Here is a 25,519-nt window from a genome sequence, read left to right on the forward strand (position 1 = left end):
CTGTTTGGTTTAAGTAACAGAACTACTATCACTTAGAGTTAAATATAATTCATATAAACTGAATACATGAGAATCGGAATATTTTTTGGAGGGCAATCAAGAGAAAGAGAAATTTCCTTTGCAGGTGGAAGAACGGTCTATGACAACCTTAATAAATCTATTTTTGATGCTGTTCCAATTTTTATAGATAGCAAAGGACACTTTGTTTTGCTCGATTGGCAATATATTTACAAAGGCACTATTCGTGACTTTTATCCTCCTGTTAATTTCTTACCGAAATCTGATTTACCCGTTCAAATTTATGCCGAATCATTAAAGAATTTATCTGATGAGGATTGGGACAAACTTATCGCAGAAGTTGGTCAAAAAATCAATCCTTCCGACTTCAAAAAACACATTGATTTTGCATTTCTAGCTCTTCATGGTCCTTATGGAGAAGATGGCAATATTCAAGGTATTTTAGAATGGAATGGCATACCTTTTAGCGGTGCTGGAATTTTACCCTCAGCTATTGGAATCAGTAAAATTGCTCAAAGACAGTTCTTGCAGCAAGCTGGTTTTGAAGGCCCCAAAAGTCGTATTCTGAACCAAAACGACTGGAATCATCAACCGCATGAAAACATTTACCAAAACTTAAAGAAGGAATTAGGCTTACCTTTGGTTATAAAAGCTCCTCACCAAGGTTCATCTATTGGCGTCAGCATTTTGAACGAGGATGATCCAAACAAATTTGAAAAGCTTGTTCAAAAAAGCTTCTTCGAACTGGAAATTACTGAGGACGAATGGAATGGCTATTCCCAAGAAGAGAAAATTGGGTTTATTGCCAAATTAGTTGATATCAGGGAAGGTATAGGCTTACCTGTAATTGCTGAGGAAGGAATGCTGTATACTCCCGATGAATTATTGGAATTCCTCAACAATACCTTTACAGCGAAAAAGCAAAGTATTAAACTTAAAGCTATCGATTCTGAGAACTCCCTTTTAATTGAGTCCTTTATTGAAGGAAAGGAATTCTCCTGCATTGTCATTCAAGATGAGAATGAAAGACCGATTGCATTGCCTCCTACGGAAATCAGAAAAGGAAAAGATGTTTTTGACTATCGTTCTAAATACTTGCCAGGCATCAGTAGAAAAATCACACCAATTGATGCTCCGCAAGACATTATTGAAAAAATTAGATCTCAGTGTGCTGCTTTATTTAAGGCATTGCAAATTGATGTTTATGCAAGAATAGATGGTTTTATCACCAAAGAAGGGAAAGTGTTTTTAAACGATCCAAACACAACATCAGGCATGTTGCCCTCTTCATTTTTCTTTCATCAAGCAGCTGAAATTGGATTGAATCCTTCGCAATTCCTGAGCTATATTATTAGAACCTCTTTACAAGCTCGTCTCAAAACTGGCAAGCATCATTTTGAATTGCAAAAAATGATAAAACAGCTTGATGCTGCTTTAGAAGGATTAAAGAAAGAAGCTCAAAAGAAAATCAATGTTGGGGTTATAATGGGTGGTTTCTCCACGGAAAGACATATTTCAGTAGAAAGCGGAAGAAATATTTATGAAAAACTATCTTCCTCTGAAAAATATTTACCTATCCCGATATTCTTAAGCGGAAATGAAGATCAACATGAACTTTATGTCCTGCCTATTAACATTATGTTAAAAGACAATGCTGACGATATAAAAGACAAGATACAGAATTATGAGGTACACCCTATAATCTCTCAAATCAAATTTGAAAGCAGCGAGATTACAGAGAAATACGTGGGCATAGAAAATATAGTACTAAAAAAGATTAGCTATCATGATTTACCTGATATCATTGATGTAACCTTCATAGCCCTGCATGGAAGACCAGGAGAAGATGGAGCCGTTCAAGCTGAACTGGAAAAATTGAACATCCCCTATAATGGTTCAGATGTTGAAAGTTCAAAAATCACTATCAATAAATATGACACCAACGAAATTCTGAAAAATGCTGGAATCTCAGTAGCTGACCACAGATTGGTATTTGAAAACAAATGGCAAAGCAACAAGGAAGCAGAGATAGCAGCAATTGAAGAGCAATTAAGCTATCCTTTAATTGCCAAACCAGCTGATGACGGATGTAGTTCGGCCGTAAAGAAGATAAAAAACAAAGCAGAACTTGAAGCATTTGCTGGTATGATGTTTCGACCACAAGCAGAATTTATAGAGGATTTAGCCAATATTTTAAAGCTCAAAAAAAATGAAGAATTTCCTCAAAAGAATTTCTTTCTATTGGAAGAATTGATAGAAAAGAAAGATGCCAAATACTTCTTAGAAATAACAGGCGGACTATTAACACATTTCAAGGAAGATGGAAGTATCGAATATGAAATATTTGAGCCCTCAGAAGCGTTAGCAGGAGGTGAAGTTTTAAGTTTGGAAGAAAAATTTCTTGCAGGAGAAGGTCAAAACATAACGCCTGCACGGTATACGCCACAGGCAGAAAACTATAAAGTAGTGGCAGAGCAAGTAAAAGCCACATTGAAAAAGACTGCAGAAGTGCTCAATATTACGGGTTATGCAAGAATTGATGCTTTTGTAAGGGTTTACGAGGATTTGAGCGTAGAAACCATTATTATTGAAGTTAACTCATTGCCTGGTATGACACCGGCAACTTGTATTTTTCATCAAACTGCAATCAACGGCTATAAGCCCTACGATTTTATTGATAAAATACTTGCTTTCGGAACTGAAAAAATGAAAAAACAAACCATTACAAAATGAAGCTAAAAGCTAATTCTTTAAAAGATTTACTTATACACCTGGGCATAATTATAGGGTTAGGTATTATCATCGTATTAACGTTCTTTTATATCTACCTACCAGTTACCACGCATCATGGGGAGAGCATTACAGTGCCACAATTGGAAGGCGTTCATCTAGAAGAATTGGACGAATTTTTATTGGAAAGAGACTTAAGATATGAAGTTACCGCAGATTCTGGTTATTCGGCAGAATACCCTCCTTTAACAGTCTTAAGCCAAAATCCGAAAGAGGGCAAAAAGGTGAAAGAAAATAGAAAAATCTACGTTTCATTAAATGCCACCAGTCCACCCAATGTGAAAATGCCGAAATTAATTGATGGCTCATTAAAAAATGCGCAAATGGTTTTAGAAAGCTATGGTTTGCTATTGGGCGAAATCAGTTATGAACCACATGAATTTCAAAATGCAGTTTTGAAGCAAAAGCTAAACGGAAAAGAAATTGAGCCTGGTGCTGATTTACCTAAAGGCTCTACAATTGACCTGGTTATCGGAAATGGACTAGGGAGACCTTTTGCTATGCCTGATGTAGTGGATAGCAAACAAGAGGAAGCAGAATTTATTATTATCGGCAGCGGTTTACAAATAGGGAAAGTAAGAACACGTGAAGATGATGAAAAAGCTGCTGGAATTGTATTACAGCAATATCCTGAAGCAGGCACTTCCGTCAGGACAGGGAACAAAGTGGATCTTTGGATTGTAGCACCCAAAAATCAAGATGAATTATTGACTCCTGAAGAAATATGAGATCAGCTTGGCTGAAAATATTTTTAATCATTGGATTTCTATTCCAATCAATGGCTTTTTATGGGCAAATTATAGAAAGCCCTATAGGTCATCTCTCAAAAAAGAAATCCAACTTTCAAATGAGGCAAATTGCTAACCAAGACACCATTAGCCTGCCTATCTGGGATGATTTTTCATACAAAAGTCAAGTGCCCGACTCTAATGTTTGGCAATATGGTGAGCATGTATTTGTCAATAACGGATACTCTTACCTTCCTCCGTCTTATAATGTAGCTACCTTAGATGGTTTCGATGGAAATGGACTTTCCTATAATACAGAAGATAATTCAAATGGTATTGGAGACAGTCTAGTATCAAAACCCATTGACTTATCATCCTTCAATGAAAATTCAAATATTAACCTCAGCTTTTTCTTGCAAGAAGGCTTTGGAGGAAATGCGCCTGACGCTCAAGATTCATTAAAAATAAGCTTTAAGAATGCTGAAGGTAATTGGGAATTAGTGCAGGCCTTCGGAGGTGAAGGGAATCTCGAAAGATCATTATTTTCACAGCACTTCGAAAGAATCAATGAAGCTAAGTTTCTTCATGCAGGTTTTCAGTTCAAATTTGAAGTGAAAGGTAATTTGTCTGGTGATTTCGACATTTGGAATTTGGATTACATTTATTTAAATGCTGGAAACACTCCTGTCAATACCCAAGATAATGCTTATGATTCCTATGAGGACCGTACATTTTCCGAGAATCCAAAAACTCCTTTTGCTGATTATTACGCAATTCCTTTAAAACACCTAAATGAAACTTGGTTGGTAGAAAATATCGATACCGCCTCCTTTATTTACAATAACTTATGGGCTGGAAATGCCAATAATTTCTCATTCGGAACTGAATTTTTCAGCACTGTATATGACACTTTAAAACCCAATCAAATCATTGATTCTTTAGAAGTTGATGGCGTGTTTTTAACAGATTTACAGGATACCGCACAGTTTATTTATCACCCTGAAAATAAAAATCAATTCATTGATCATCTGTTGTCAGAAAAGGATAGTGAAGACTCCGTTTATTTAAAATTTCAATTCAATTTAGGAACGAATGATAGTCTGTTTTTTGAAACCATTGACGGTGTTGCCGTTTACTATCCTGAATTAAGCTTCAGACAAAACGATACGGTTTCCACAATTATTCCATTGCATGACTATTATGCTTTTGATGATGGTACTGCTGAATCGAGGGTGCAACTCAACTCCAGAAATTATCAATTAGCGCAATCATTTGATCTAATTGGAGAACAGTTTCTTACCGGGATTGAGATTTACGTACCTAATATTGGTCAAAATGCCTCCACTCAGAATATAACATTATTGGTTTGGGATGATTTAACCTCAAATACTAATGATATTTTGAGAGCAAAAAATGTCCTGATAAATGAAACTGAATCCGTAAATCAATTTCAGAGATTCACCTTTGATAGACCGGTGCTGTTGAAAGATGAATTCTTTATAGGATATAGAGAAGAAAATGATGTTCCAGTCTCCATTGGGTTTGATAAAAACACCAATAGTGCTACTAGATTATTTTACAATCAGGGTGGTGAATGGGAACCCAACAAAACGCTCAAAGGTAGTGTGATGATCCGTCCGGTATTTGATGCTAAGGAAGTGCCCGTTTCAAATGACAAAAAAATAAGTCAAATGCTTGATGTAAAAGCATACCCTAACCCAAGCAAGGGAATCATAAAATTAACACAAGAAGTAGATCAAATTGAAATTTATGATTTGCAAGGAAGGTTAAAAGTAAGTGAAACAAAAATTGACAGCAGTCAATCGATTGATATCTCCCATCTGCCCGACAATTTGTACCTCATTAAATTAAGAAAGGGAAATAAGTTTTCTACCTTAAAGGTGATGTTGAGGAAGTGATTTTTCTAATACTTCAAGTGGTCGGTGTGCCACCGACCACGGGTAAGGATTGTAGGGCTCTAAATTACAAACTGTCCAAAGGTCGATGGCACACCGACCTTCTGAAACAATACCTCTAAATCAAAATCTAGACTCTGTTCATATCAATCCTCTGTCTCATCACTGCCCATTAAATAAGCTTTGATATAGTCGTTCAAATCACCATCCAAAACATTCTGAACATCAGTTCTTTCTACTCCTGTTCTGGCATCTTTAATTAATTTATAAGGATGCAATACGTAATTCCTTATCTGAGAACCAAAGTCAATTTTCTTCTTGCCTGCTTCTACTTCATTTCTTTCAGCACTCCTCTTCTCTACTTCAATCTGATACAATTGGGATTTCAACATTTTCATAGCCTCTTCCCTATTGCCTAGCTGGGTTCTGTTAGCTTGGCAAACTACCACTATACCTGTCGGCTTGTGGGTTAACTGAACTTTGGTCTCCACCTTGTTCACGTTCTGACCACCCGCACCACCAGAACGGGAAGTATGTAGTTCCACATCATTTGGATGGATATCGATTTCAATACTGTCATCCACAACAGGGTAAACATAAACCGAAGCAAATGAAGTATGTCTTCTACCGCCACTATCAAAAGGTGAAATTCTAACTAATCGGTGTACGCCATTTTCGGATTTTAAGAAGCCGTAAGCTTGTGGGCCGTCAAATTCCAAAGTAACGGATTTAACGCCTGCTACATCGCCTTCTTGAAAATCCACTTCTCGAACTTTATAACCATTAGCTTCTCCCCACATGATATACATCCTCATCAGGATTCCTGCCCAATCGTTACTTTCCGTACCGCCAGCTCCAGGAGTGATTTGTAGCATAGCCGAAAGTTGGTCTTCCTCCGAAGATAGCATCTTCTTCAGCTCCAGTTCTTCCGTTTTGGTCAAGGCTTTTTTATAGGCTTTGGAAACTTCCTCCTCGCTGGACTCACCCATCTCCAAGAATTCATAATAGGTTTCTACCTCACCATACAATTCACTAAGCTCATCGAAATGTTTAGTCCATTCCTTTAAGCCTTGAATGACTTTCATGGTTTTTTCAGCCTCATCTGAATCGTTCCAAAAATCAGGCTGGGCTGATACTAATTCAAGTTCTTTTATTTCTTCAACTTTCTTGTTGTAGTCAAAGATACCCCCGAAGTGCTTCCACTCGGGCCTTTAAATCTTTTAAATCGTCACTAGTCATTAGGACAGTTATTTATGTTTTTAAAATTTAAACCTTAAAATTAGGAAGCTTAAAAATTTCAGCTTCAATTGAATTCAAAGTTATGTTTTTATAGCTCAATTACCTTCCTTTTTCCTTGATGAAAAAGAAAGAATCCTAGGCTTTATAGATTTAACATCTATACAAGGCAGAGTCTTTCGCTTTATTCTTTCTTCCTTTCTTTTTGCTTGAACAAAAAGAAACAAAAATTCAAGAAAGTTTAATGCTTCCACCCACAAGGCCATCGCTGGCCCGCTAAACTTTCCTCCCTCCCGCTCTCTTCGAGCAAGTTTCAATTAATCATTCTACCGGTTTACTATTTAAAAAATTCCTCTACAATAATCTGATTCTACAAAGTAGCTTCCAGTAGGTAGACACATAGATTTAAATCAATGGAATCAATAAATTACATCACTATTTTCATCAACCGTTACGCAAAAAGTATAGTAAAGTGATACTGAATCAAATTAAAAAGCAAAAGCATTTCAGTGCTCACTATTCCCCGCCAGCTGGCGGGTTAGGGGGCTAAAAAAAAGCCGTACAATCATTCATCATACGGCAAGATCAATATTTTTACTACAAGTTAAAGCTTATAAATCCACTCAAATTTATCTTCAGCTTCGCCTAATTTGATTGCGTCCATTGCTTTTAAGACTTTATTAGAGAATTCTCTTTCTTCAATTGCAGGCAATTGATAGTCTACGCCTTCATGACCAATCAGCTTGATATGCGCAATAGTAGCAGCAGTTCCAGCTCCGAAAGCCTCTTGCAATGTACCATTCTTAGCAGCATCAACTACTTCTTTAATGCTGACTTTCCTTTCCTCTACTTTCATGCCCCAGTCTCTAGCAAGCGTCAAAACAGAATCACGTGTAATCCCTCTCAAAATAGTAGAACTAGCCTCTGGCGTAATCAAAGTATCATTGATCACAAACATAATGTTCATGGTGCCTGACTCTTCAATGTATTTATGCTCTGAAGCATCTGTCCATACCAATTGGTGATAACCTTGCTTTTGAGCTAATTTAGCAGGATATAAAGATCCCGCATAATTACCTGCTGCTTTAGCATAACCTGTTCCGCCTTTAGCCGCTCTGGTAAATTCAGTTTCGATTTTCACTTTCACCGGCTCACTATAATAAGCGCCTACTGGACAAGTGATAATCATAAATCTATATTTTTCAGATGGCTTGATGCCGATATAATCGTCCATAGCAAACACAAATGGACGGATATAAAGCGCTGTATTTTCTTTGTTCGGAATCCAGTCTTTATCTAAATTTAGTAACTCAGTCATAGCTTGAATGAAAAGCTCTTCTGGAACTTCTGGAATGCACATTCTCTCAGCTGATTTGTTCAACCTTTTGGCATTCGCCTCAGGACGAAAAACCACAGCTTCGCCATTACTGTTTTTATAGGCTTTTAAGCCTTCAAAAACAGATTGACCATAATGAATAACACTTGAAGCCGGAGCCATGGAAAGATTTTCGTAAGGAACAATTCTTAAATCACTCCACTGACCATCCTCATAGTCCGCTATAAACATATGGTCAGAATAAACTTTCCCAAAAGGGATGTTGTTAAAATCCACCTCATTGATGCGGGAATTTTGAACTTTACGGATAGAAATATCTAAAGTATCTAACATGATGGTCGGTTTAGTTTAAAATTGCACAAAAGTACAAAAAAAAAGGGTTATTTCCAATTACTTTTTTGGTACCCAAGGCACTTCACTAGCATTCAATTCCTGCGTTAATTTGCGTGAAAGCATAAACAGGTAGTCGGACAAACGATTTAAATAAGTGATTATCAAATCATTGACTTCTTCATGTTCTTTCAATGCCACCACTCCCCTTTCGGCACGCCTGCAGACGGTGCGCGTCACATGCGTAAAAGAAACCAACTGATGACCGCCCGGCAAAATGAAATTTTTCATAGGGGGTAAATTCTCATTCATTTCATCTATAGTAGCTTCTAATCGCTCCACATCTGATTCTGAGATGTCGGGAATAGGAAATTTACTTTCGCCCGGCTCTTTCGCCAATTGCGAACCAATGGTAAATAAGCGATCCTGAATTTCAATAAAAAGTAGGTTGCGGGACGTGTTTTCTTTATGATCGCGCAAAACGCCCATCCAAGAATTCAGCTCATCCACATTACCGTAAGCATCTATGCGTAAATGCGCTTTTGAAACCCGTGAACCACCTAATAAAGAGGTTTTGCCTTTGTCTCCGCCTTTGGTATATATTTTCATGTGTATATTGTTTATATTTTATGGTCACATGGAATCTTTGAATAAAAATTCAACTTCACTTAGTGTAAAATTCGAAGTGGAATTGATATTGTCGATTTCATTTTTTATAGTCGTTTGTAGTGATGCAAATATAGGGGAAAAGGGTGAAAGAAATTAGGGGTTTGGGGATAGAAGTTGGTGGATAAAGTGATGATCTAGGGAAATAATGTTTTGTAGATAAAGCTATACCTATGCTTAGTGGAACTTGGAAAGCACTAAGCTTACCATCTGCACTCAGCCACAGCAATTATTAAATGTATTAATTGTGGCTGACTATCCAAGTACAAACAAAATATCCTGCTTGATAAAACCACCTTCATAAATAGCCCCTGTGTTAGTGATCGAATCTTTTTCGTTGTTCCTCACTGAAAATTACTGGAAAAGCAAAACGTTCTCGTACTGGTTCACCCCGTGAGTAGAATTTCTTAAGTTCTGAAAACTCCTCTAATACCCGATTAAGTTCATCCGCATATAGCTCAGGAGCCTTGCTTTTGATAATGCTTAGACTGTCCTTTGCTCCAGTTGTCAAGCTCACATAAATCTTAAAGTCTTTTGAAAGTTCCGGCAATTCTTCCCACTTAATCATATTGTGAACTTTAGCCATTATGGAATCAGCTTCACATGAGAACCCAGGATCATCTTTAAGGTATCCATTTGTGAAAAATTCTTTGTTTTTAAGTCTGCCTTGTTCGATTGTAATCACAGTTTCTTGTTCATAGTAGCGCTCGAATCCAGAATGTTGATACTTAATCTGTTTCCCATGTTGAATGAATAGTTTGCCAGTGTACCAATCTGCTTTAATTGGAGATACTTGGTCAAAAATTTCTTCTAGTAAACTGTTAGCATGCTCACCACATTTAAAGACATCAATTAGATACAATTTAGAGTTTTCAATCTTCCAGTAGCCAATGTAGTTACGCCATAAACCAGTTGAACACATACCTTTCAAAGAAGGATACTTTTTTATTCGTTCTTCGTACTCTCCTAGAATATCTTCTAGTGGTAAGGAAAGGAGTTCTAAAGTATCTCCTTCATAAATTATTCGTTCTGCAGCTTGTCCAGTTGCGAAGAGTTGGTGATTGCCAAAACAAATTATCACTATGATTAAAAGCCTATTCATAATTCAGAGTTAAAAAGTAGCCTTATTTTAGGACGGGGCATTTTGCTCGCTGCCGCTAAATTTAAGAAACGTAGGGCTATGCAAAGTTTATGAAACTAAGGTGAGGTGGATTACACCGTCCCAATTTGCGAATAGTCACAAAGACCTATTTTTTCTTATATGGTGTTAGACACTACTACAAGTTTCCATCCCATTGAAGTCCATTATTTAATTAATTAACCGCTATTCATCCCGCCCATGACTTATCTCAAAAGTATGACATTTTTCTACTTTCGCCATTTCATACTTTTCTCCCTTAGGAATTAAAATAAATATATTTTTATAATTTTCGAACATAGTTTCGCAACTATATTTTTCTTCATCAAAATATTCAATTACATACTTGTTGAAATCTTCAAAATGCCATATATCTCCTTCTACTGAATTCAAATCAAGTATTTCAATATTGGATTCTGCTTCTATTTTAAAACAGAATGATGAAAACAAAAAAACATCTTTCGTTTCAAAACAAACATCTGCTATCTGCTCATTTTCGTATCGTAAAATTTTGGGAAAATATTTTACAGAGCTTTCATTCTTGTCTGCTATTATAAAAAGTGATTTTTCTTTTGTCCCTTGTAACAAACACAAATTTAAGCTCATTATAATATAGATTATTACTGACATCTTTCTCTATTATTATATAAAATTGATTGATCATTTTCTATTTCGGCTTTCTCTTCCTCAGTCTTATCCTCCCAAAGATCTGTTTCCTCCAATCCCAACCATGCACCCGATTCATAAAGAGTATGGAAATTGACTCCATTTATATTAGAATCAAATTGACTCATCATATACGAAAGTTTATCTAAATAAAACTGCACCATTAAATTATGTTGCGTAGTACCTATTTCTGCTCTAGTATATTCTCTAAATAAATCATAGAATTCAGATTTATCAAGATATGTATATTTATAGTAAAGTTCTGCATGTATAAATTCATGACATAAAGTCCTAGCAATTTCAAGATTCGACCTACCTGCATCAATATATGATTTACTTAATTCAATTTTAATAATTCCATTCGAAGGTGCATAAGTTTTTCCATTTGCAAAACCATCCTCAGTTGGTATTTCTTCTACTAAATCTATTTCCAAATTAGCCTTTGGGTTATCACCAAAAAAATCACTTAGCACATCAAACGCAATATTATTCTCCATCAAATCATCATAAACGCCTTTTGCACAAGGGTTATTCTCAAATTCTTCTGAAAGCTCAATATTTTCTTGTTCCCATAACTCTGCTAACAAAAGCTCTTCATCAATACATACTCCATCAACCCTTACTTCTCCATCACCGCACTGTGGCAATGGTGACGGTCCGTTAAGGGGAGGCTCTAATCCTATTAGTTCGTCCTGTGCTTCTCCTGGGGCTGAAGGACTGCCACCATCATCTTCTGGTGAACTAGGTTCGCCAGAACTACTTCCTCCTGGACTAGTACCACCTCCTATTTCGGGATCGGGTAATGGGGTACCCCAATCGTCAACATCTTCATTTGTTCCATCATCATTGCCACCACCATGAGGGTCAGATTGAATGCAGCTAACAGGAGTAAGTACCACTGTTTCCCAGCACCCATCATCTTCTTCTTCAAATTCGAAAGGATCACACGGAGAGCCATCAAAAGCCAACCACTCCACGCTAGCTTTATAGCAAGTTTCTGTGAGCAATCTATTTGTATTACCATTATTACTATCAGTATTATATTGACTTATTAGCCTACCGTCAAGACTATACTTATTGATTCGTTCTATAGTATTAACAAGGGTTCCGTTAGCATCAGTAAGGTAGTGATATTCAAATAGAGCCCCGTAAAATCCATCAGCCTGCTCTTTTAAAACTAAATTAAGAAAGTTGCTTTCATCTTTTTGTTCTATCGAAAAGGTATAATTGGAATAATTACCATTTCCGTTTTGAACAATTTGGAGTACACGGCTGTGATCTACCATATCCCAACTAAATTGAAATGGAAAGTTAGTTCTACGATTAGGTCGGTTCACAAACTCTTTTGCTTGCATGAAGGCTTCATTTAGCTTTTCTGAATCTTGTAGACCAATATAGCCATTTATTGCGGCTTCTTCAGGATAAACAGCTTCAACCTCTTGCTCTTGGCAAGAGAACAGAAAAGCCAAAAAGAAAATTAGGTTTAGTGAAGCAAATTTGTAAGGTTTCTGAATTTTGATTGACTTGTAAACACAGCTGTGTTTGGGGAAATTTGGTTTCATTTCTTTTATTTAATTGGTTTTGTGCCAATTTTTGTTTTAACGTTTGGTATAAGAAACGTAGGGCTTGACAGTATTCATTAAATTAAAATAATAAGGCTTATTTAACCTTCTCAATTTGAAAATTGCTACAAAAGCCAAATGCTTTCTTATCTGATGTTAGGCACTTTTTTCAAATTGACCCCAATCTATATCTTGAGAATCTACCTTCCACTTTATAAAGCAGTATTTAAAATTATAAAAGAAAGAGTCCGTTTTTATTATTTCTTTTTTATGATTGGTCACAAATTTTTTAAGGTCAGAAATAAATCTTTCAATACCTCCTTCCCATTTAACCTCACCTTTATCGTATGCTCCAAAGAAATCAGCTAGATCTTGCTCACAAATAAATTTTAAAGATTCTAAGAAAATTTCTTGAATCTGACAAAAAGTAAAGCTAGTATTTGAGTTTTTTAAGTAAAGCCAATAATCCCCAATACCATCTTCTTCGGAAGTTTCAAAAAAGAAATTTGAAAGATATTTCAATGTAGTATCAGACAAGTTCATTATAAATAGAATTTTAGTTTAATCGCTCTACCACCTCTTAAGTGAGCGTAGTCTTTCATCAGTACTTCAATGGTCATTTCTCCTTCATTTGTCTTAGAAAAGTTTCTAAACTTTACGAATTGATCTACTCCATTTTCTTGCCACCTAAGTTCCTGTATCAATTTCCCATCAACATTCAAGACTGTTTTAAACTTTCTACCAGCAACCATCTCTTCAAATATGGCTTTAGCTTCAATATTTGTTACATCAGTAAATTTATAAACCCCATTAGAATTCTTTAAACCAAGTAAATTCCTTCCACCTATTTTTAATGTAAGAGAACTATTGTTCAAGCCAAATGATAAGCCTGATTTCATTCTATTGACCACGATAGCGATCGATTTAGTATTGATTCCAATGTTTGCTAGTTGAACACCCCACTTTACACTTAAGAGTCCTTTTACAGAATGAAAAAGTACCCCTGAACCAGTTTCTATCAAAGCTAATTGTACAAACCATTTTGCCGTTTCAACAACTGGGTAAAAGTTTGCCATAATTAGCCGACCTACCAACTCTTCCCAGTAATCATTGACAATTTTGTTGATATCATCTACTTCTCCTCTGGTAATGCCCGGGGTTGCAATAAGACTTTCAATATTATCTTTAAAATCTCTACCTGCCTGAGCGTTATGAGTTGCAATATACATTAATTGTTCCTTTCTTTTCTCTTCAGGATTATTGATATGATCAATTTGTGCTTTCCAAAGTTCCATTAAATAAAGCTCTTCATTAATACATACTCCATCAACCCTTACTTCTCCATCACCGCACTGTGGCAATGGTGACGGTCCGTTAAGGGGAGGCTCTAATCCTATTAGTTCGTCCTGTGCTTCTCCTGGGGCTGAAGGACTGCCACCATCATCTTCTGGTGAACTAGGTTCGCCAGAACTACTTCCTCCTGGACTAGTACCACCTCCTATTTCGGGATCGGGTAATGGGGTACCCCAATCGTCAACATCTTCATTTGTTCCATCATCATTGCCACCACCATGAGGGTCAGATTGAATGCAGCTAACAGGAGTAAGTACCACTGTTTCCCAGCACCCATCATCTTCTTCTTCAAATTCGAAAGGATCACACGGAGAGCCATCAAAAGCCAACCACTCCACGCTAGCTTTATAGCAAGTTTCTGTGAGCAATCTGTTTGTATTACCATTATTACTATCAGTATTATATTGACTTATTAGCCTACCGTCAAGACTATACTTATTGATTCGTTCTATAGTATTAACAAGGGTTCCGTTAGCATCAGTAAGGTAGTGATATTCAAATAGAGCCCCGTAAAATCCATCAGCCTGCTCTTTTAAAACTAAATTAAGAAAGTTGCTTTCATCTTTTTGTTCTATCGAAAAGGTATAATTGGAATAATTACCATTTCCGTTTTGAACAATTTGGAGTACACGGCTGTGATCTACCATATCCCAACTAAATTGAAATGGAAAGTTAGTTCTACGATTAGGTCGGTTCACAAACTCTTTTGCTTGCATGAAGGCCTCATTTAGCTTTTCTGAATCTTGCAGACCAATATAGCCATTTATTGCGGCTTCTTCAGGATAAACAGCTTCAACCTCTTGCTCTTGGCAAGAGAACAGAAAAGCCAAAAAGAAAATTAGGTTTAGTGAAGCAAGTTTGTAAGGTTTCTCAATTTTGATTGACTTGTAAACACAGCTGTGTTTGGGGAAATTTGGTTTCATTTCTTTTATTTAATTGGTTTTAAGGTAATTATACCTAATTGAGTAGTAACAAAAATATAAACACTATCCTTATTATCCACCAGATAGTGACACAGTTACTACTATTTAATTTATAAGAACTCAAACACTCCTCAAAGCAAAAAACCATCAATAGACAGGTTTGCAGGTTTTGATTGCATGTATGAACTGCTAATATATGTGAAATATGAAAAGTTTGGACATCTAAATGATACTATTTACTGAAAAGTTTGTCTAAAACGTATGAGCAAGTTTAATAAAAGTCCAAGCGGACGCTTGAACTAGCGCAAGTTTTGCCTTTCGCTGCTCTTTCTACATGCATAAAGTCGGAGGCAATGACAATTCCTTTTTAAGTTCTCCATCAAAATTTTCTTGCGTTAAACCCACTTCAGCCAAAAGTCCCCAAATATTATCCGCTCCATCTAACAATGCCAAGAGTTTTTCTTTTCCATATAAACGATAAGTTCTTTCACAAATCAAAGCACCAACCATATACGGAATGGCGGTTTCGCCAGCAAAGAATCGTTCAAAAGGTTCTAAATGTTTGGAAAAATCTATCTCAGGATGCTCTTCTATATGACTTCTTAGGTTCTCTTTATGCCATGTATAAGAATAGACTCTACTTCCTCCAACATAGGTAGCCAATCCTTCATCAATCAGTTTAGTGCTCGAAGGATACCAGGCACTGGTGTAAAGATGCATAATTTCATGCGTGTAGAACTCGGATCTATTCCCTGAAAAAACAATATTGAGCGTTGCAGCCAATCCCCCACCTCCTTCTCTGTACATAATCGGATTGTAATCAAAGCCTTTGATTTGAAAGAGTTCTTCAAGACCGATGCAAGAATAATAAGTAATCGGCATAGGTTCGGTACTAAAGAAATCACAAATTTTAGCTATATCCTCAAGCTGCCTTTCAGCCTCCTCTTCATTGAAATCTCTATCCGGTGAGACTACATATTCTATACTCCCTTTCTGAATTTTTTTCCAGTTCTTGGTGAAGTATGGCAGTGGATGACTAAACACTATACCCGTATCGGTTTGGTTGGCCACAATATTATAAATGCTCTTGATCGTGCTTTCTTTTGTGGTATCATCATGCCCTATAAAAGCCAGCTTCAGTAACTTCTTTTGCTCATCATCAGTATTGACAATTTCCATTAAAGAAGGCTGATAGAAATATAATGCACTGTCTTTATGTTCTATTTCATAAAGATCCTGAAAGGGAAACCAGAAGGTATCAAAGTCTTCTGCTAACCAATATTTATTCTCCTTGAAGGAATCATTCTTTGTTTCTAGGAAGTTTGTAAGCGTGCTAATGATTTCTTGATTTAGGGGTTTTTCTTGATTAATGCTGGAAGAGATGCTTAATTGAATACCTTCGACTTTTTCCTGCTCTTCAGCAAGATTACATGAAACCATTAAAGCCAAAAGTGCTACGCCTACTATTTTCTTCATTTTATCGGATACTTTTGAGGTTATTATAAAATAAGCAATAAAAATCACCACCATAGCTCGAATATCAGCTGATGCGGCTGATCTTTTTACGCTTCACAGCAATGCCATTTAAAGCAAAGAAATGTTAGCAGCTCTTTTAACGATTACATAAGTTAATTAGTGCTCTTGAAGAGTACTAATTAGTTTTAAAATAAGAGCAGAATAACAATATTTTACTCCTTACTACTTCATCAAATTTAGTTTTATAAAAATAGTTGGTGAATAAAGTTTTTTCATCTTAGTGTGCTTTACAAAGTACTTTTCATTAAAACCAATTTTTCGCATTATGGAAAACAAAAGATTCTTACTTATTCTTGGAGGAATTGGTGTCCTGCTCCTTATCCCGGCTGTGCCCATGCAGTTTAGCAATGAAGGAAATTGGAAACCTTTTGATTTTAAGACAATGGGTTTTTTACTATTAGGCACTGGTCTATTGTGCGTAGTGGTATTAAGAGCAGTAAAAAGCCTGATTGCCAGATTAATCCCTTGTGGCGGCATCTTACTCGTGCTACTGGTGATTTGGGCAGAATTGGCTGTTGGAATTCTCGGGTAGCCTTTTGATCGATCGTAATTGTTAAAACCTTCCCCAAGAGGTAAGTTGAGATTTTAAATTTATCTAGATCCTATCCGTAACTATTTTTCAAGAGCATTAACTTTAGCTAAGTTAAAAAACCATTCTAATCCCAAGCCCATTTCCACTAGCAATTAACTTAAGTTCAGGCTTTCTTTTAAGGTAAGCTGAGGATTTTAAAGAAGAATTATAAATTCCTATAGCTCTTTCAACATTTTTTGAATAACTACTTGTGAATGGAATTGCTAAAACTAAAACACCGGCACCGATTCCTGCCAAGCCCCAATTGGGATCACCGCCAGCTAATGCAGTACCAACTGGCCATCCTATTAAAAAGCCACCTGTGTAGCCCACAATCGTTGCCAATGTATTATTTGTTTTTGCCTTTTTTATATGTTTATAAGCATCAGGTAATGGCTCCATTATTTCTTCCAACTGATGTATATTTAAAGGTTTTCCTTCTTGAATATATTTATAACCACCAAATACTTTTTCCGACTCAATTTCTTGAGCATTGATAAAGGAAATAACTGTTAAGCTTATTATTAAGGTTAAAATTGCCTTCCCCATTTTTCTTTAAATCTCTATTGAATTATTTAATTTGCATAGATAATAAAATTAAAATTAATTGTTTTTGATTCTGAGGATTTTTTCCAATTATCAATGACCTCTATGCGCATCAATGAGTTCTGCTTTGTTCATTTTAATTCCCACATTTTGAGCTTGCTCTTGAAGTTCTTTAACTGTCCATTCTTCATGAGGAGGTGCTTGCCCGCCTTTTTTACCTGGACCTGGTGTATTAGCAAGTCGAGCAGCCTTTTACTTGTTCACGCCCTTGTCTCTTAAAGCTTCGTATTGCTCTTCATTTTTTACGGTTTGTATGTTATTAGTCTTAGCCAAAGGTCAATTGATTTGTATTTATTTTAACCTTTAAGCTGATCTTAGTTTTCATTTATTTTTGAGATCAAAGAAGTCAGAAGCCTCGTATAGTCCTAAAACTACACTCTTTAAAATCAACCATGAATTTTGTCTATTGTACATTGTCAACTGTCAATTTGATTTATAAGCAATCTCCATTCATTTATATCTACTCAAGCATTCTGTCAGCAATATTCCCCTTGCTAATACAAATTCTTATAGCGAAATTGTGGTATGATGGACAAACCGCAACAGCTATTTGATTATTTTGCTTTAGCCATGATGCATGTCGGAATGCGTTATTTTATCGTGGCTGGCTCTGCATTTATCCTTTTGTATGTCCTTTTTAGGAAAGCGATGAACAATAGAAAAATTCAGTCCAAATTTCCACAAATTACTGACTATGGAAGGGATTTTTTCTATTCCATAATTACCATTTTCATCTTCAGTCTGGTAGCTGTTCTCACTTTAAGAACTTTTGCGGATTATACATTAATCTATTATGAAATCAGTGATATGCCCGTATGGTACTATTGGAGTTCTATACTACTTATGTTTGTATTACATGATTTCTATTTCTATTGGATTCATCGAATGATGCATCTACCTAAATTTTATAGACATTTCCATAAAGTGCACCATACTTCCACTAATCCTTCTCCTTGGACTGCTTATTCCTTTCATCCATTAGAAGCCATTTTGGAAGCTGGCATTATTCCCTTGATTGCCATTACAATTCCAGCTCATAGAAGTGCAATTGTAATATTCTTTATTTTTCAGATCATTTATAATGTATACGGCCATACTGGTTATGAGCTTTATCCAAAGAATTTCCACAGAACATGGATTGGCAGGTATATTAATACCTCAGTTGCGCACAATATGCATCATAAGAAATTCCATGGCAATTTTGGGTTGTATACTTTGATTTGGGATAGAGTGTTTGGTACGCTTAGAAAAGATTATAATGAGGATTATGAAAAGGCAACTGAAAAGAAAGGTGTTATTCACTCCCGCTAGCCCAATGCCGTTAAGTTAAGAGATAACCATAGCACATGAATTAAGGATTAAATCCAGAAAAGCTTAAATATAACTTTCAGTTAAATGTGCCAAGTTGCTATTTATTTTTTTTTGAGGCCCGAAGGGCTGATGTATCACAAAGTAGGGTGAAGCCCTACATAATAATAAACCGAGATAAAAAAGCCCTGAAAGGGTGAAATATTGCGCCCTTTCAGGGCTTGGGAGTCAGTTTGTTTATAACACAGGACTTCACCCTGTGTTACAATATGACGTCCTTTCAGGACTATAATGAGAAAAATAAAAATCACTTAAGTAAGACAAGAATTTAAGAAGGATTCAATTTTATACAAAGCTTAACTTAACGACATTGCCTGCTAGCCTCGGGCTAGTGGAAAATACTACCGCCTCGGACGTTTTTTAGCTGTTTACTGCTTAGTGTCTTTTTAGTCATGCCTGCATTACGTGCCTGAGGCACAAGTAACCATCGTTAGCCAGAGACTAACGATAGAACTGCTATTTTAAATTTTACCAAAACTAATTAATATCTGCCTCCAAATACTCTTCCCCCGTCATGGTGGGTTCCAAGTTCTCGATTTCTTCCATGGTGAAAATACGAGAGCGAATCATAAACCGAATCCCCATAGGAATTTCCAATGAAAAGCTTGAGCCTCTTCCTTCGGTTACATCTAATGTAAGATGGGTATGTTTCCAATATTCAAATTGGTCTTTGCTCATAAAGAAATCGCATCCGTAAACTTGTCCCAACCAAACATCTCCTCCTCCTACTTTGAAGTCTCCTTTTTCAAAACACATAGGAGATGAGCCATCACAACAGCCTCCACTCTGGTGAAACATCAAATCTCCAAATCTATCCCTCAGTTTATCTATTGTTTCAATTGCTCTGTCGCTTATTGATACTCTTTCCATATTGTTCAGTATTCAGTAGTGTGTAATGAGTATTGAGAAAAGTGGGTATCGAGTTCAGAACGATTTTTCAATCTCATTCCCGAATACTCAATACCCACTACTATCTATCTACTAAAAGAAACCTAATTTATTCTTATCATAAGAAATCAACATATTTTTGGTTTGACGGTAGTGATCCAACATCATTTTGTGGTTTTCTCTACCGAAACCTGATTTCTTATAGCCTCCAAATGGTGCATGAGCAGGATAAGCATGATAGTTATTCACCCAAACACGACCCGCTTTGATGGCTCTTGGCACTTGATACAGTTCATGAGCATCTCTACTCCATAATCCAGCACCCAATCCGTACATCGTATCATTTGCTATTTCGATCGCTTCTTCCACTGTTTTGAAAGTACAAACCGAAGTTACGGGCCCGAAAATCTCTTCCTGGAATACGCGCATTTTGTTATGCCCTTTGAAGATGGTCGGCTGGATGTAATACCCATTTTCCAATCCAGAATTTAATCCTGCTTTAGCGCCTCCGCAAAGCACTACTGCTCCTTCTTGCTTTCCGATATCCAGATAAGAAAGGATCTTCTCAAATTGGTCATTAGAAGCCTGGGCACCCATCATGGTGTCTTCGGCTAAAGGATGTCCCATTTTAATGGCTTTCGTACGCTCCACTACTCTTTTCAGAAACTCATCGGCTATGTCTTCATGCACCAATATTCTAGACGGACAAGTACAAACCTCCCCTTGATTTAGAGCAAACATCACGGCTCCTTCAATACATTTATCCAGGAATTCATCATCTTTATCCATTACAGACTTCATAAAAATGTTAGGAGATTTACCTCCCAATTCCATGGTCACGGGAATAAGGTTCTCAGATGCATATTGCATAATTAGACGACCAGTAGTGGTTTCTCCTGTGAAAGCCACTTTTGCTATCCTATCGGATTGAGCTAATGGTTTCCCTGCTTCAGGACCGAATCCTGTTACAACATTCAATACACCAGCTGGGACAACATCCTGAATCAATTCCATCAAAACCATAAGAGAAGTTGGCGTTTGTTCTGCTGGTTTAACCACCGTACAGCAACCTGCTGCCAAAGCCGGAGCAATCTTCCAAGTCGCCATTAATAAAGGGAAATTCCATGGGATAATTTGACCTACAACCCCTAAAGGCTCTTGTAAATTAATACTTACAGTGTGCTCATCATGCTCAGAAATGCTGCTTTCATCCGCCCTGATGGCTCCTGCAAAATATCTAAAGTGATCTACACAAAGCGGTAAATCAGCTGCTCTGCACTCTCTTAATGCTTTACCATTGTCAATGGTTTCGACTCTTGCCAACAACTCAAGATTTTCCTCAATAATATCGGCAATCTTTAAGAGTACATTTGCACGGGCTGCCGCAGAAGTTTTAGACCAGGTTTCAAATGCTTTATGGGCTGCATCTATCGCTCTATCTACATCTTCTTTTGTTCCTCTTGCAGCTTTAGTGAAAGCTTGTCCATCAACTGGGCTTATGTTATCAAAATATTCTCCTTTTGCGGGTTTCACCCATTGACCACCAATAAAGTGGTCGTATTGCGCCTTGAAGGTAGGACGTTCAACTGTTTTTTGAGTTCTTTCTAAAGTTTCCATAGTATTTTTTTAATTTTTAATATGTTGTAATTTCCTACTTATAATTCTTAAAAGTTTTGTTATCCGTATGAATCATTTTGCTTTCCATCTTATTTTTAAAATATCATAAAAATCACTAAATTGTGAGACTGCTTTTTTGAAGCTTTTTGAAAAGAAACTGATAGGTTTACTTATTCCAAATTCTGGTCGGTGTGCCACAGGACCGGGGTAAAACCCATGGTTGGTGGCGCACCAACCATTTTAACCCTAAATCTGACAGTTCTATCTAGAAAAAATAATATGAACAACGCTATCCGTCCATACCAAGTCCCTGTAGGAAATGAAAATTCGCTGTTCACTTTAGTGGAGAATCGAACTGCCTATACTTATGATAGTTGCGAACTGAATGTTTTTGAAACTCATCAACAGGCAAAGGATGTGAAATTGGTTTTCAACGATTTTGTTTTTACTTCTATGCTAAGAGGCAAAAAGGTGATGCACTTAGAAAATAAGGAGGCCTTTGATTATTTACCTGGGGAATCCGTAATTGTCGGCCCTAATGAGGTAATGGAAATAGATTTCCCTGAAGCAAAAAAGGGACAGCCCACTCAATGTATTGCATTAGCAATTTCCCAACAATTGATTGATTTCACTTTGGATATGCTGAATGAAAAGCATCCGAAAGTGATAGAGCAAGATCAATGGAAAATTGACCCTAGCATACATCATATCATCAATAATCAGGAGTTGATTAATACGGTCGATAGAATCATTAAAATCTCCAGAACAGAAGATAGCAGCACCAAGGATTTATATGTTGATTTGGCGATGAAGGAAATGATTATTCGCTTGATGCAAACTCAAGCAAGGCATGTTTTTACTTCCTCACCCAAAACTTTAGCTTCCCACCATCCCTTGGCTTATGCCATTCACATTATTCAGAATAAAATTAATGAGAAAATTGATTTTGACCGCTTGGCTAATGCTGCTTGCATGAGCAGGGCGACTTTCTTTAAGAAATTCAAAGAAGCATTTGGTTTTACTCCAGGACAATATGTGCTTTCGGAAAGAATAAAATTGGCTAAAAAATGGTTAAAGAAACCCAATTGTAGTATTTCTGAGGCTTGCTATAATTCCGGTTTTGAGAACCTCTCGCATTTTACAAGTACTTTTAAGAAAGAAGAAGGAGTTTCACCCTCAGGATATAAGAAGAATTATCAAGGGAATGGTTCATTCTTGAATTAATAAATTTGTGCTAAACTATTCGCTTATTTTCCTACGACTTCACTACATCGTTTTGGTGTTTTCAACAAAGCTTCAGCGATGAAAGATAATTGGCTTTCCATATGTCTTCAGGTAAAAATACCTAAAAGAGAGTTAGCACTTTGAGAATAGGAATTTAGTAAATCCTGTATCTCATATTTATTCTTGTCGTATTAGAGAAGAAACAAATTCATAAATTTGGAAGACTACAACAGAATACTCGATGATATTTTACATACGGTTAATTCAGTAGATACACCAGGAAATGTAGCTTCGTACATTCCCGAATTAGCAAAAATTGATCCTTTCAAATTTGGTGTCTCTCTGCAATTTGTAAATGGAGAAACCTACAATGCTGGAGATTATGACGAACGATTTTCCATTCAGAGTATTTCAAAAGTCTTCACCTTGAGTATGGCCATTCAGTGCATTGGCGACAAAGTCTGGGATCGAGTGGATGTGGAGCCATCTGGAGATCCATTTAATTCATTGGTTCAATTGGAACATGAAGAAGGTATTCCAAGAAATCCATTTATCAATTCAGGAGCCATCGTGATTTGTGATATTCTACTTTCAGAACTGGAGAATCCGAAAGATGATTATTTGCAATTCATGCACGATCTTCAAGGCTCAGATAAAATACAGTACAATGAAGAAGTTTTTAAATCAGAGAAAAGCATGGGCTATAGAAATGTGGCCATGGCTAACTTTATCAAAAGCTTTAAGAACATCCACAACAAGCCAGAAGATGTGCTGGATTTCTATTTCTACACTTGTTCTTTAGATATGAGCTGCGTTGAACTAGCTTGGTGTTTTCAATTATTCGCACAACATGGAAAATGCGCTCCTGATGGCACCTTGTTTCTGGAACCCAATCAAATCAAAAGGATCAATGCGCTTATGCTGACATGTGGATTCTATGATGAATCTGGTGAATTTGCATTTCGTGTTGGTTTGCCTGGTAAAAGTGGTGTGGGCGGTGGTATTGCTGCTGTCTTGCCAGGAGAGTTCAGTATAGCTGTTTGGAGTCCGAAATTGAATGAAAAGGGAAATTCTGCTAAAGGCATGCATGCATTGGAATTGTTTACCACGCATACAGAAAAGTCCATTTTTTAACCACAAAGCGACAAAAGAAAACATAAGAACAGCCAAAGGCTGCAAATGTTTAACCGCAGCGTTTTACTAATATTTCACAACTTGTCCCGTATTCATCGGGAAAGGACACAGAAGATTAGAAATGCTACAATAGCGAAGGAATGATCAAAGTGCCACACGACCATGGGGATTTTGCACAATAATGCCGTAGGCATGACCTTAAGGTAATCAAAAAAGTAAAAGGCTATCCAAGTTCCGTAGGAGCGACCTTTCTCAACATACTTTCAAAATACTCAAACCCTCTTCAACCTAAAACTCAATACGATTGCCAAAACCAGCAAACTCATAAAAAAGATGATCTGAGCTGGTAAACCAAATAACTGAGCTATTACCCCAAAACCGGCTGCCACCAATGTGAATAAACCAATGAAAGTATTCGCTACTGAAACATAGGTAGCCTTATTGTCATCAGGAGCATAATCTACCAAATAAGTCTTTCGACTTAATCTTGCTCCGCTATACGCAATGCCATTGATAAAAAATACGGGTAAAAAAGCATAGAAGCCTAGATTCCAGTCAGAGGCATAGTAAAACAGCAATGCAAAAACAGCTCCTCCTATTGCTATAAAGGAAGATATTCTCATCAGTCGAGTTGCGGATTGATCAGCAACTTTACCCCAAAAAGGACTGCTTAAAACATTTGCAAGTCCGTTTACAATAATTAAATATCCAAGCAAACTCCAGCTAGTATTATCAATATCTTTAGCAACCAGAACATAAAATGGCTGGAGGAGTGGAACCGCCATTAATAATGCCCTAGTAAAAAGGAAATTTCTGAAATTTGCTTCTTCTTTTATCAGCTTAATCCCTGCCTTAACTTCTTCAAATGGAGTTCTACCACCTTTTGTTGCTCCTTTCTCTTCTTCTATCATGAAAAACAAAATAGAGGCTATAAACCACAAACCAGAAGCGAAGAGAAACATAAACCCATAAATGGACTTGTCAGCCTGCCCCTGAATAAAGAATACCAAAACAACGCCTGCTATCAAGCTCAAAATCCCTCCAAAGGTAGAACGGTAGCTCAACATTTGTCCGCGAGTACTTTTGGGAATGGTTTTTCCAATCACGTCTTTGTAAGCAACAGAAGCTACACCGCTTGCCACACTAAAAATCGCAAGTAGCACTAGCATTGCTATCGGAAAGGTTTCCTCATCACCAAAGAAAATGTGACCAGCTGCAGCCAACCAACATAAACCTTGCATTAAGGCACTGATTGCCCAGAAATTTTTATGTATTGAAAAAGATCGGATTTTTCCCGAAACCGCTAGCTGAGGTAATAATGAGCCTGCATCTTTAATAGGAACCAAAGCACCAATCACAGCTGAGGAAGCACCGAAGAAGTCCATAATCCAAGCTAAAGTTAGATTTGGACTGATGATCTTTTCTGCCAATTTGCTTAGTGTACCATTGGCAATATTGAGCGTAAAATTCTTGGGAACATTAGTGCAAGCATCATCTGGAATTGCTTTGCATGCACGCAGTTCATCTTCTTCTATCAAAAAATCATAAAATTGCTCCTTTAATTTAGCCATCAATATTTAAGACTTAACTTTGCAAAAATTAAAAATAAGAATAATGAGGGTAATAGGTGAACTTCCAAACAACTTTTGTAAAATCAGTTTGTTCCAATGGAATGAAAAATATTTAGTGAAATTTGAATTAGGATTATATGAGCAAACCTTCAAAATTGATGAATATGAAGTGGCAGATGTAGAAGAATTAAAAAGCCTAATTTCTGAAGATTTTATCAAAAAAGTGATGCAGCGTTTTGATGATATGCATGCTGATTGGGGAGAAATTGCTTTGGGTTAACGCTTAAAAGAAAAGCATTAAAAGCCTTCATAACCTATAGTTAAGTATTGAAGACTTTTTCA

General features: G+C 36.7%; 21 protein-coding genes. 8 read left to right on the top strand and 13 right to left on the bottom strand.

The genetic code is table 11. From position 1 onward, the window contains the following. The first annotated feature begins 66 nt into the window (after nt 1-66). Genes FTRAC_RS04705 through FTRAC_RS04715 form a run of 3 tightly spaced genes read left to right on the top strand, consistent with a single transcriptional unit; the run spans nt 67 to nt 5,455 of the window. On the top strand, nt 67-2,751 hold the full coding sequence (locus tag FTRAC_RS04705; protein ID WP_013453088.1) for a D-alanine--D-alanine ligase family protein: 2,685 nt from the start codon (nt 67-69) through the stop codon (nt 2,749-2,751). Continuing rightward, nucleotides 2,748-3,536, top strand: coding sequence for a PASTA domain-containing protein (locus tag FTRAC_RS04710; protein ID WP_013453089.1), 789 nt, complete (start codon nt 2,748-2,750; stop codon nt 3,534-3,536). The genes FTRAC_RS04705 and FTRAC_RS04710 overlap by 4 nt, the downstream gene beginning before the upstream one ends. Then, nucleotides 3,533-5,455: a T9SS type A sorting domain-containing protein gene (locus FTRAC_RS04715; RefSeq protein WP_013453090.1), complete on the top strand. Its 1,923-nt coding sequence runs from the start codon at nt 3,533-3,535 to the stop codon at nt 5,453-5,455. Before FTRAC_RS04710 ends, FTRAC_RS04715 begins: the two co-directional genes overlap by 4 nt. A 143-nt stretch (nt 5,456-5,598) precedes the next feature. Here FTRAC_RS04715 and prfB read toward each other — a convergent pair. From prfB to FTRAC_RS04765, 9 genes are all read right to left on the bottom strand, one after another. Then, nucleotides 5,599-6,691, bottom strand: a protein-coding gene (gene prfB, locus FTRAC_RS04720) for a peptide chain release factor 2 (protein ID WP_013453091.1) whose coding sequence is annotated in 2 segments (ribosomal slippage) — nt 5,599-6,630 and nt 6,632-6,691 — 1,092 coding nt in all. Because the reading frame shifts where the segments join, the coding sequence is not laid out codon by codon here. A 601-nt stretch (nt 6,692-7,292) separates the two neighbouring features. Beyond that, a complete protein-coding gene (locus tag FTRAC_RS04730; RefSeq protein WP_013453092.1) occupies nt 7,293-8,357 on the bottom strand; it encodes a branched-chain amino acid aminotransferase in 1,065 nt (354 codons plus the stop codon). A gap of 57 nt (nt 8,358-8,414) precedes the next feature. Beyond that, nucleotides 8,415-8,963 (bottom strand): cob(I)yrinic acid a,c-diamide adenosyltransferase, encoded by a 549-nt coding sequence (locus FTRAC_RS04735; protein ID WP_013453093.1) that lies wholly within the window; start codon nt 8,961-8,963, stop codon nt 8,415-8,417. A gap of 373 nt (nt 8,964-9,336) precedes the next feature. After that, nucleotides 9,337-10,122 (bottom strand): hypothetical protein, encoded by a 786-nt coding sequence (locus FTRAC_RS04740; RefSeq protein WP_013453094.1) that lies wholly within the window; start codon nt 10,120-10,122, stop codon nt 9,337-9,339. Between the two features lie 222 nt (nt 10,123-10,344). Further along, nucleotides 10,345-10,764 (bottom strand): hypothetical protein, encoded by a 420-nt coding sequence (locus FTRAC_RS04745; protein WP_148230041.1) that lies wholly within the window; start codon nt 10,762-10,764, stop codon nt 10,345-10,347. 14 nt (nt 10,765-10,778) lie between these two features. Continuing rightward, nucleotides 10,779-12,386, bottom strand: a complete 1,608-nt coding sequence (locus FTRAC_RS04750; protein WP_013453096.1) for a SprT-like domain-containing protein — start codon at nt 12,384-12,386, stop codon at nt 10,779-10,781. 156 nt (nt 12,387-12,542) lie between these two features. Next, a complete protein-coding gene (locus FTRAC_RS04755) occupies nt 12,543-12,929 on the bottom strand; it encodes a hypothetical protein (RefSeq protein ID WP_013453097.1) in 387 nt (128 codons plus the stop codon). Next, nucleotides 12,929-14,662 (bottom strand): hypothetical protein, encoded by a 1,734-nt coding sequence (locus tag FTRAC_RS04760; protein ID WP_013453098.1) that lies wholly within the window; start codon nt 14,660-14,662, stop codon nt 12,929-12,931. Before FTRAC_RS04760 ends, FTRAC_RS04755 begins: the two co-directional genes overlap by 1 nt. Before the next feature lie 330 nt (nt 14,663-14,992). Further along, nucleotides 14,993-16,138: a hypothetical protein gene (locus tag FTRAC_RS04765; protein ID WP_013453099.1), complete on the bottom strand. Its 1,146-nt coding sequence runs from the start codon at nt 16,136-16,138 to the stop codon at nt 14,993-14,995. Between the two features lie 325 nt (nt 16,139-16,463). Between FTRAC_RS04765 and FTRAC_RS04770 the strand changes: the two genes are divergently transcribed. Further along, nucleotides 16,464-16,730: a hypothetical protein gene (locus tag FTRAC_RS04770; RefSeq protein WP_013453100.1), complete on the top strand. Its 267-nt coding sequence runs from the start codon at nt 16,464-16,466 to the stop codon at nt 16,728-16,730. A 111-nt stretch (nt 16,731-16,841) separates the two neighbouring features. On the opposite strand, the gene FTRAC_RS04775 is transcribed toward FTRAC_RS04770, so the two are convergent. Beyond that, nucleotides 16,842-17,318, bottom strand: a complete 477-nt coding sequence (locus tag FTRAC_RS04775; protein ID WP_013453101.1) for a hypothetical protein — start codon at nt 17,316-17,318, stop codon at nt 16,842-16,844. 582 nt (nt 17,319-17,900) lie between these two features. Between FTRAC_RS04775 and FTRAC_RS04780 the strand changes: the two genes are divergently transcribed. After that, nucleotides 17,901-18,686, top strand: a complete 786-nt coding sequence (locus FTRAC_RS04780; RefSeq protein WP_013453102.1) for a sterol desaturase family protein — start codon at nt 17,901-17,903, stop codon at nt 18,684-18,686. Between the two features lie 534 nt (nt 18,687-19,220). Here the strand turns inward: FTRAC_RS04780 and FTRAC_RS04785 are convergent. Both FTRAC_RS04785 and FTRAC_RS04790 read right to left on the bottom strand, forming a co-directional pair. Continuing rightward, on the bottom strand, nt 19,221-19,613 hold the full coding sequence (locus FTRAC_RS04785; RefSeq protein ID WP_013453103.1) for a DUF779 domain-containing protein: 393 nt from the start codon (nt 19,611-19,613) through the stop codon (nt 19,221-19,223). Between the two features lie 111 nt (nt 19,614-19,724). Next, on the bottom strand, nt 19,725-21,248 hold the full coding sequence (locus tag FTRAC_RS04790) for an aldehyde dehydrogenase family protein (protein WP_013453104.1): 1,524 nt from the start codon (nt 21,246-21,248) through the stop codon (nt 19,725-19,727). Between the two features lie 279 nt (nt 21,249-21,527). On the opposite strand from FTRAC_RS04790, the gene FTRAC_RS04795 reads away from it, so the two are divergent. Then, nucleotides 21,528-22,472, top strand: coding sequence for an AraC family transcriptional regulator (locus tag FTRAC_RS04795; protein ID WP_041649531.1), 945 nt, complete (start codon nt 21,528-21,530; stop codon nt 22,470-22,472). 216 nt (nt 22,473-22,688) lie between these two features. Then, on the top strand, nt 22,689-23,606 hold the full coding sequence (locus tag FTRAC_RS04800) for a glutaminase (RefSeq protein WP_013453106.1): 918 nt from the start codon (nt 22,689-22,691) through the stop codon (nt 23,604-23,606). A gap of 272 nt (nt 23,607-23,878) precedes the next feature. On the opposite strand, the gene FTRAC_RS04805 is transcribed toward FTRAC_RS04800, so the two are convergent. Then, nucleotides 23,879-25,177, bottom strand: coding sequence for an MFS transporter (locus FTRAC_RS04805; RefSeq protein ID WP_013453107.1), 1,299 nt, complete (start codon nt 25,175-25,177; stop codon nt 23,879-23,881). 43 nt (nt 25,178-25,220) lie between these two features. Here FTRAC_RS04805 and FTRAC_RS04810 point away from each other — a divergent pair, with 43 nt between their 5' ends. Then, complete coding sequence (locus tag FTRAC_RS04810) at nt 25,221-25,457, top strand: hypothetical protein (protein WP_013453108.1); 237 nt, start codon at nt 25,221-25,223, stop codon at nt 25,455-25,457. Nucleotides 25,458-25,519 lie beyond the last annotated feature (62 nt).

The sequence above is a fragment of the Marivirga tractuosa DSM 4126 genome (assembly GCF_000183425.1).
Classification (GTDB): Bacteria; Bacteroidota; Bacteroidia; order Cytophagales; family Cyclobacteriaceae; genus Marivirga; species Marivirga tractuosa.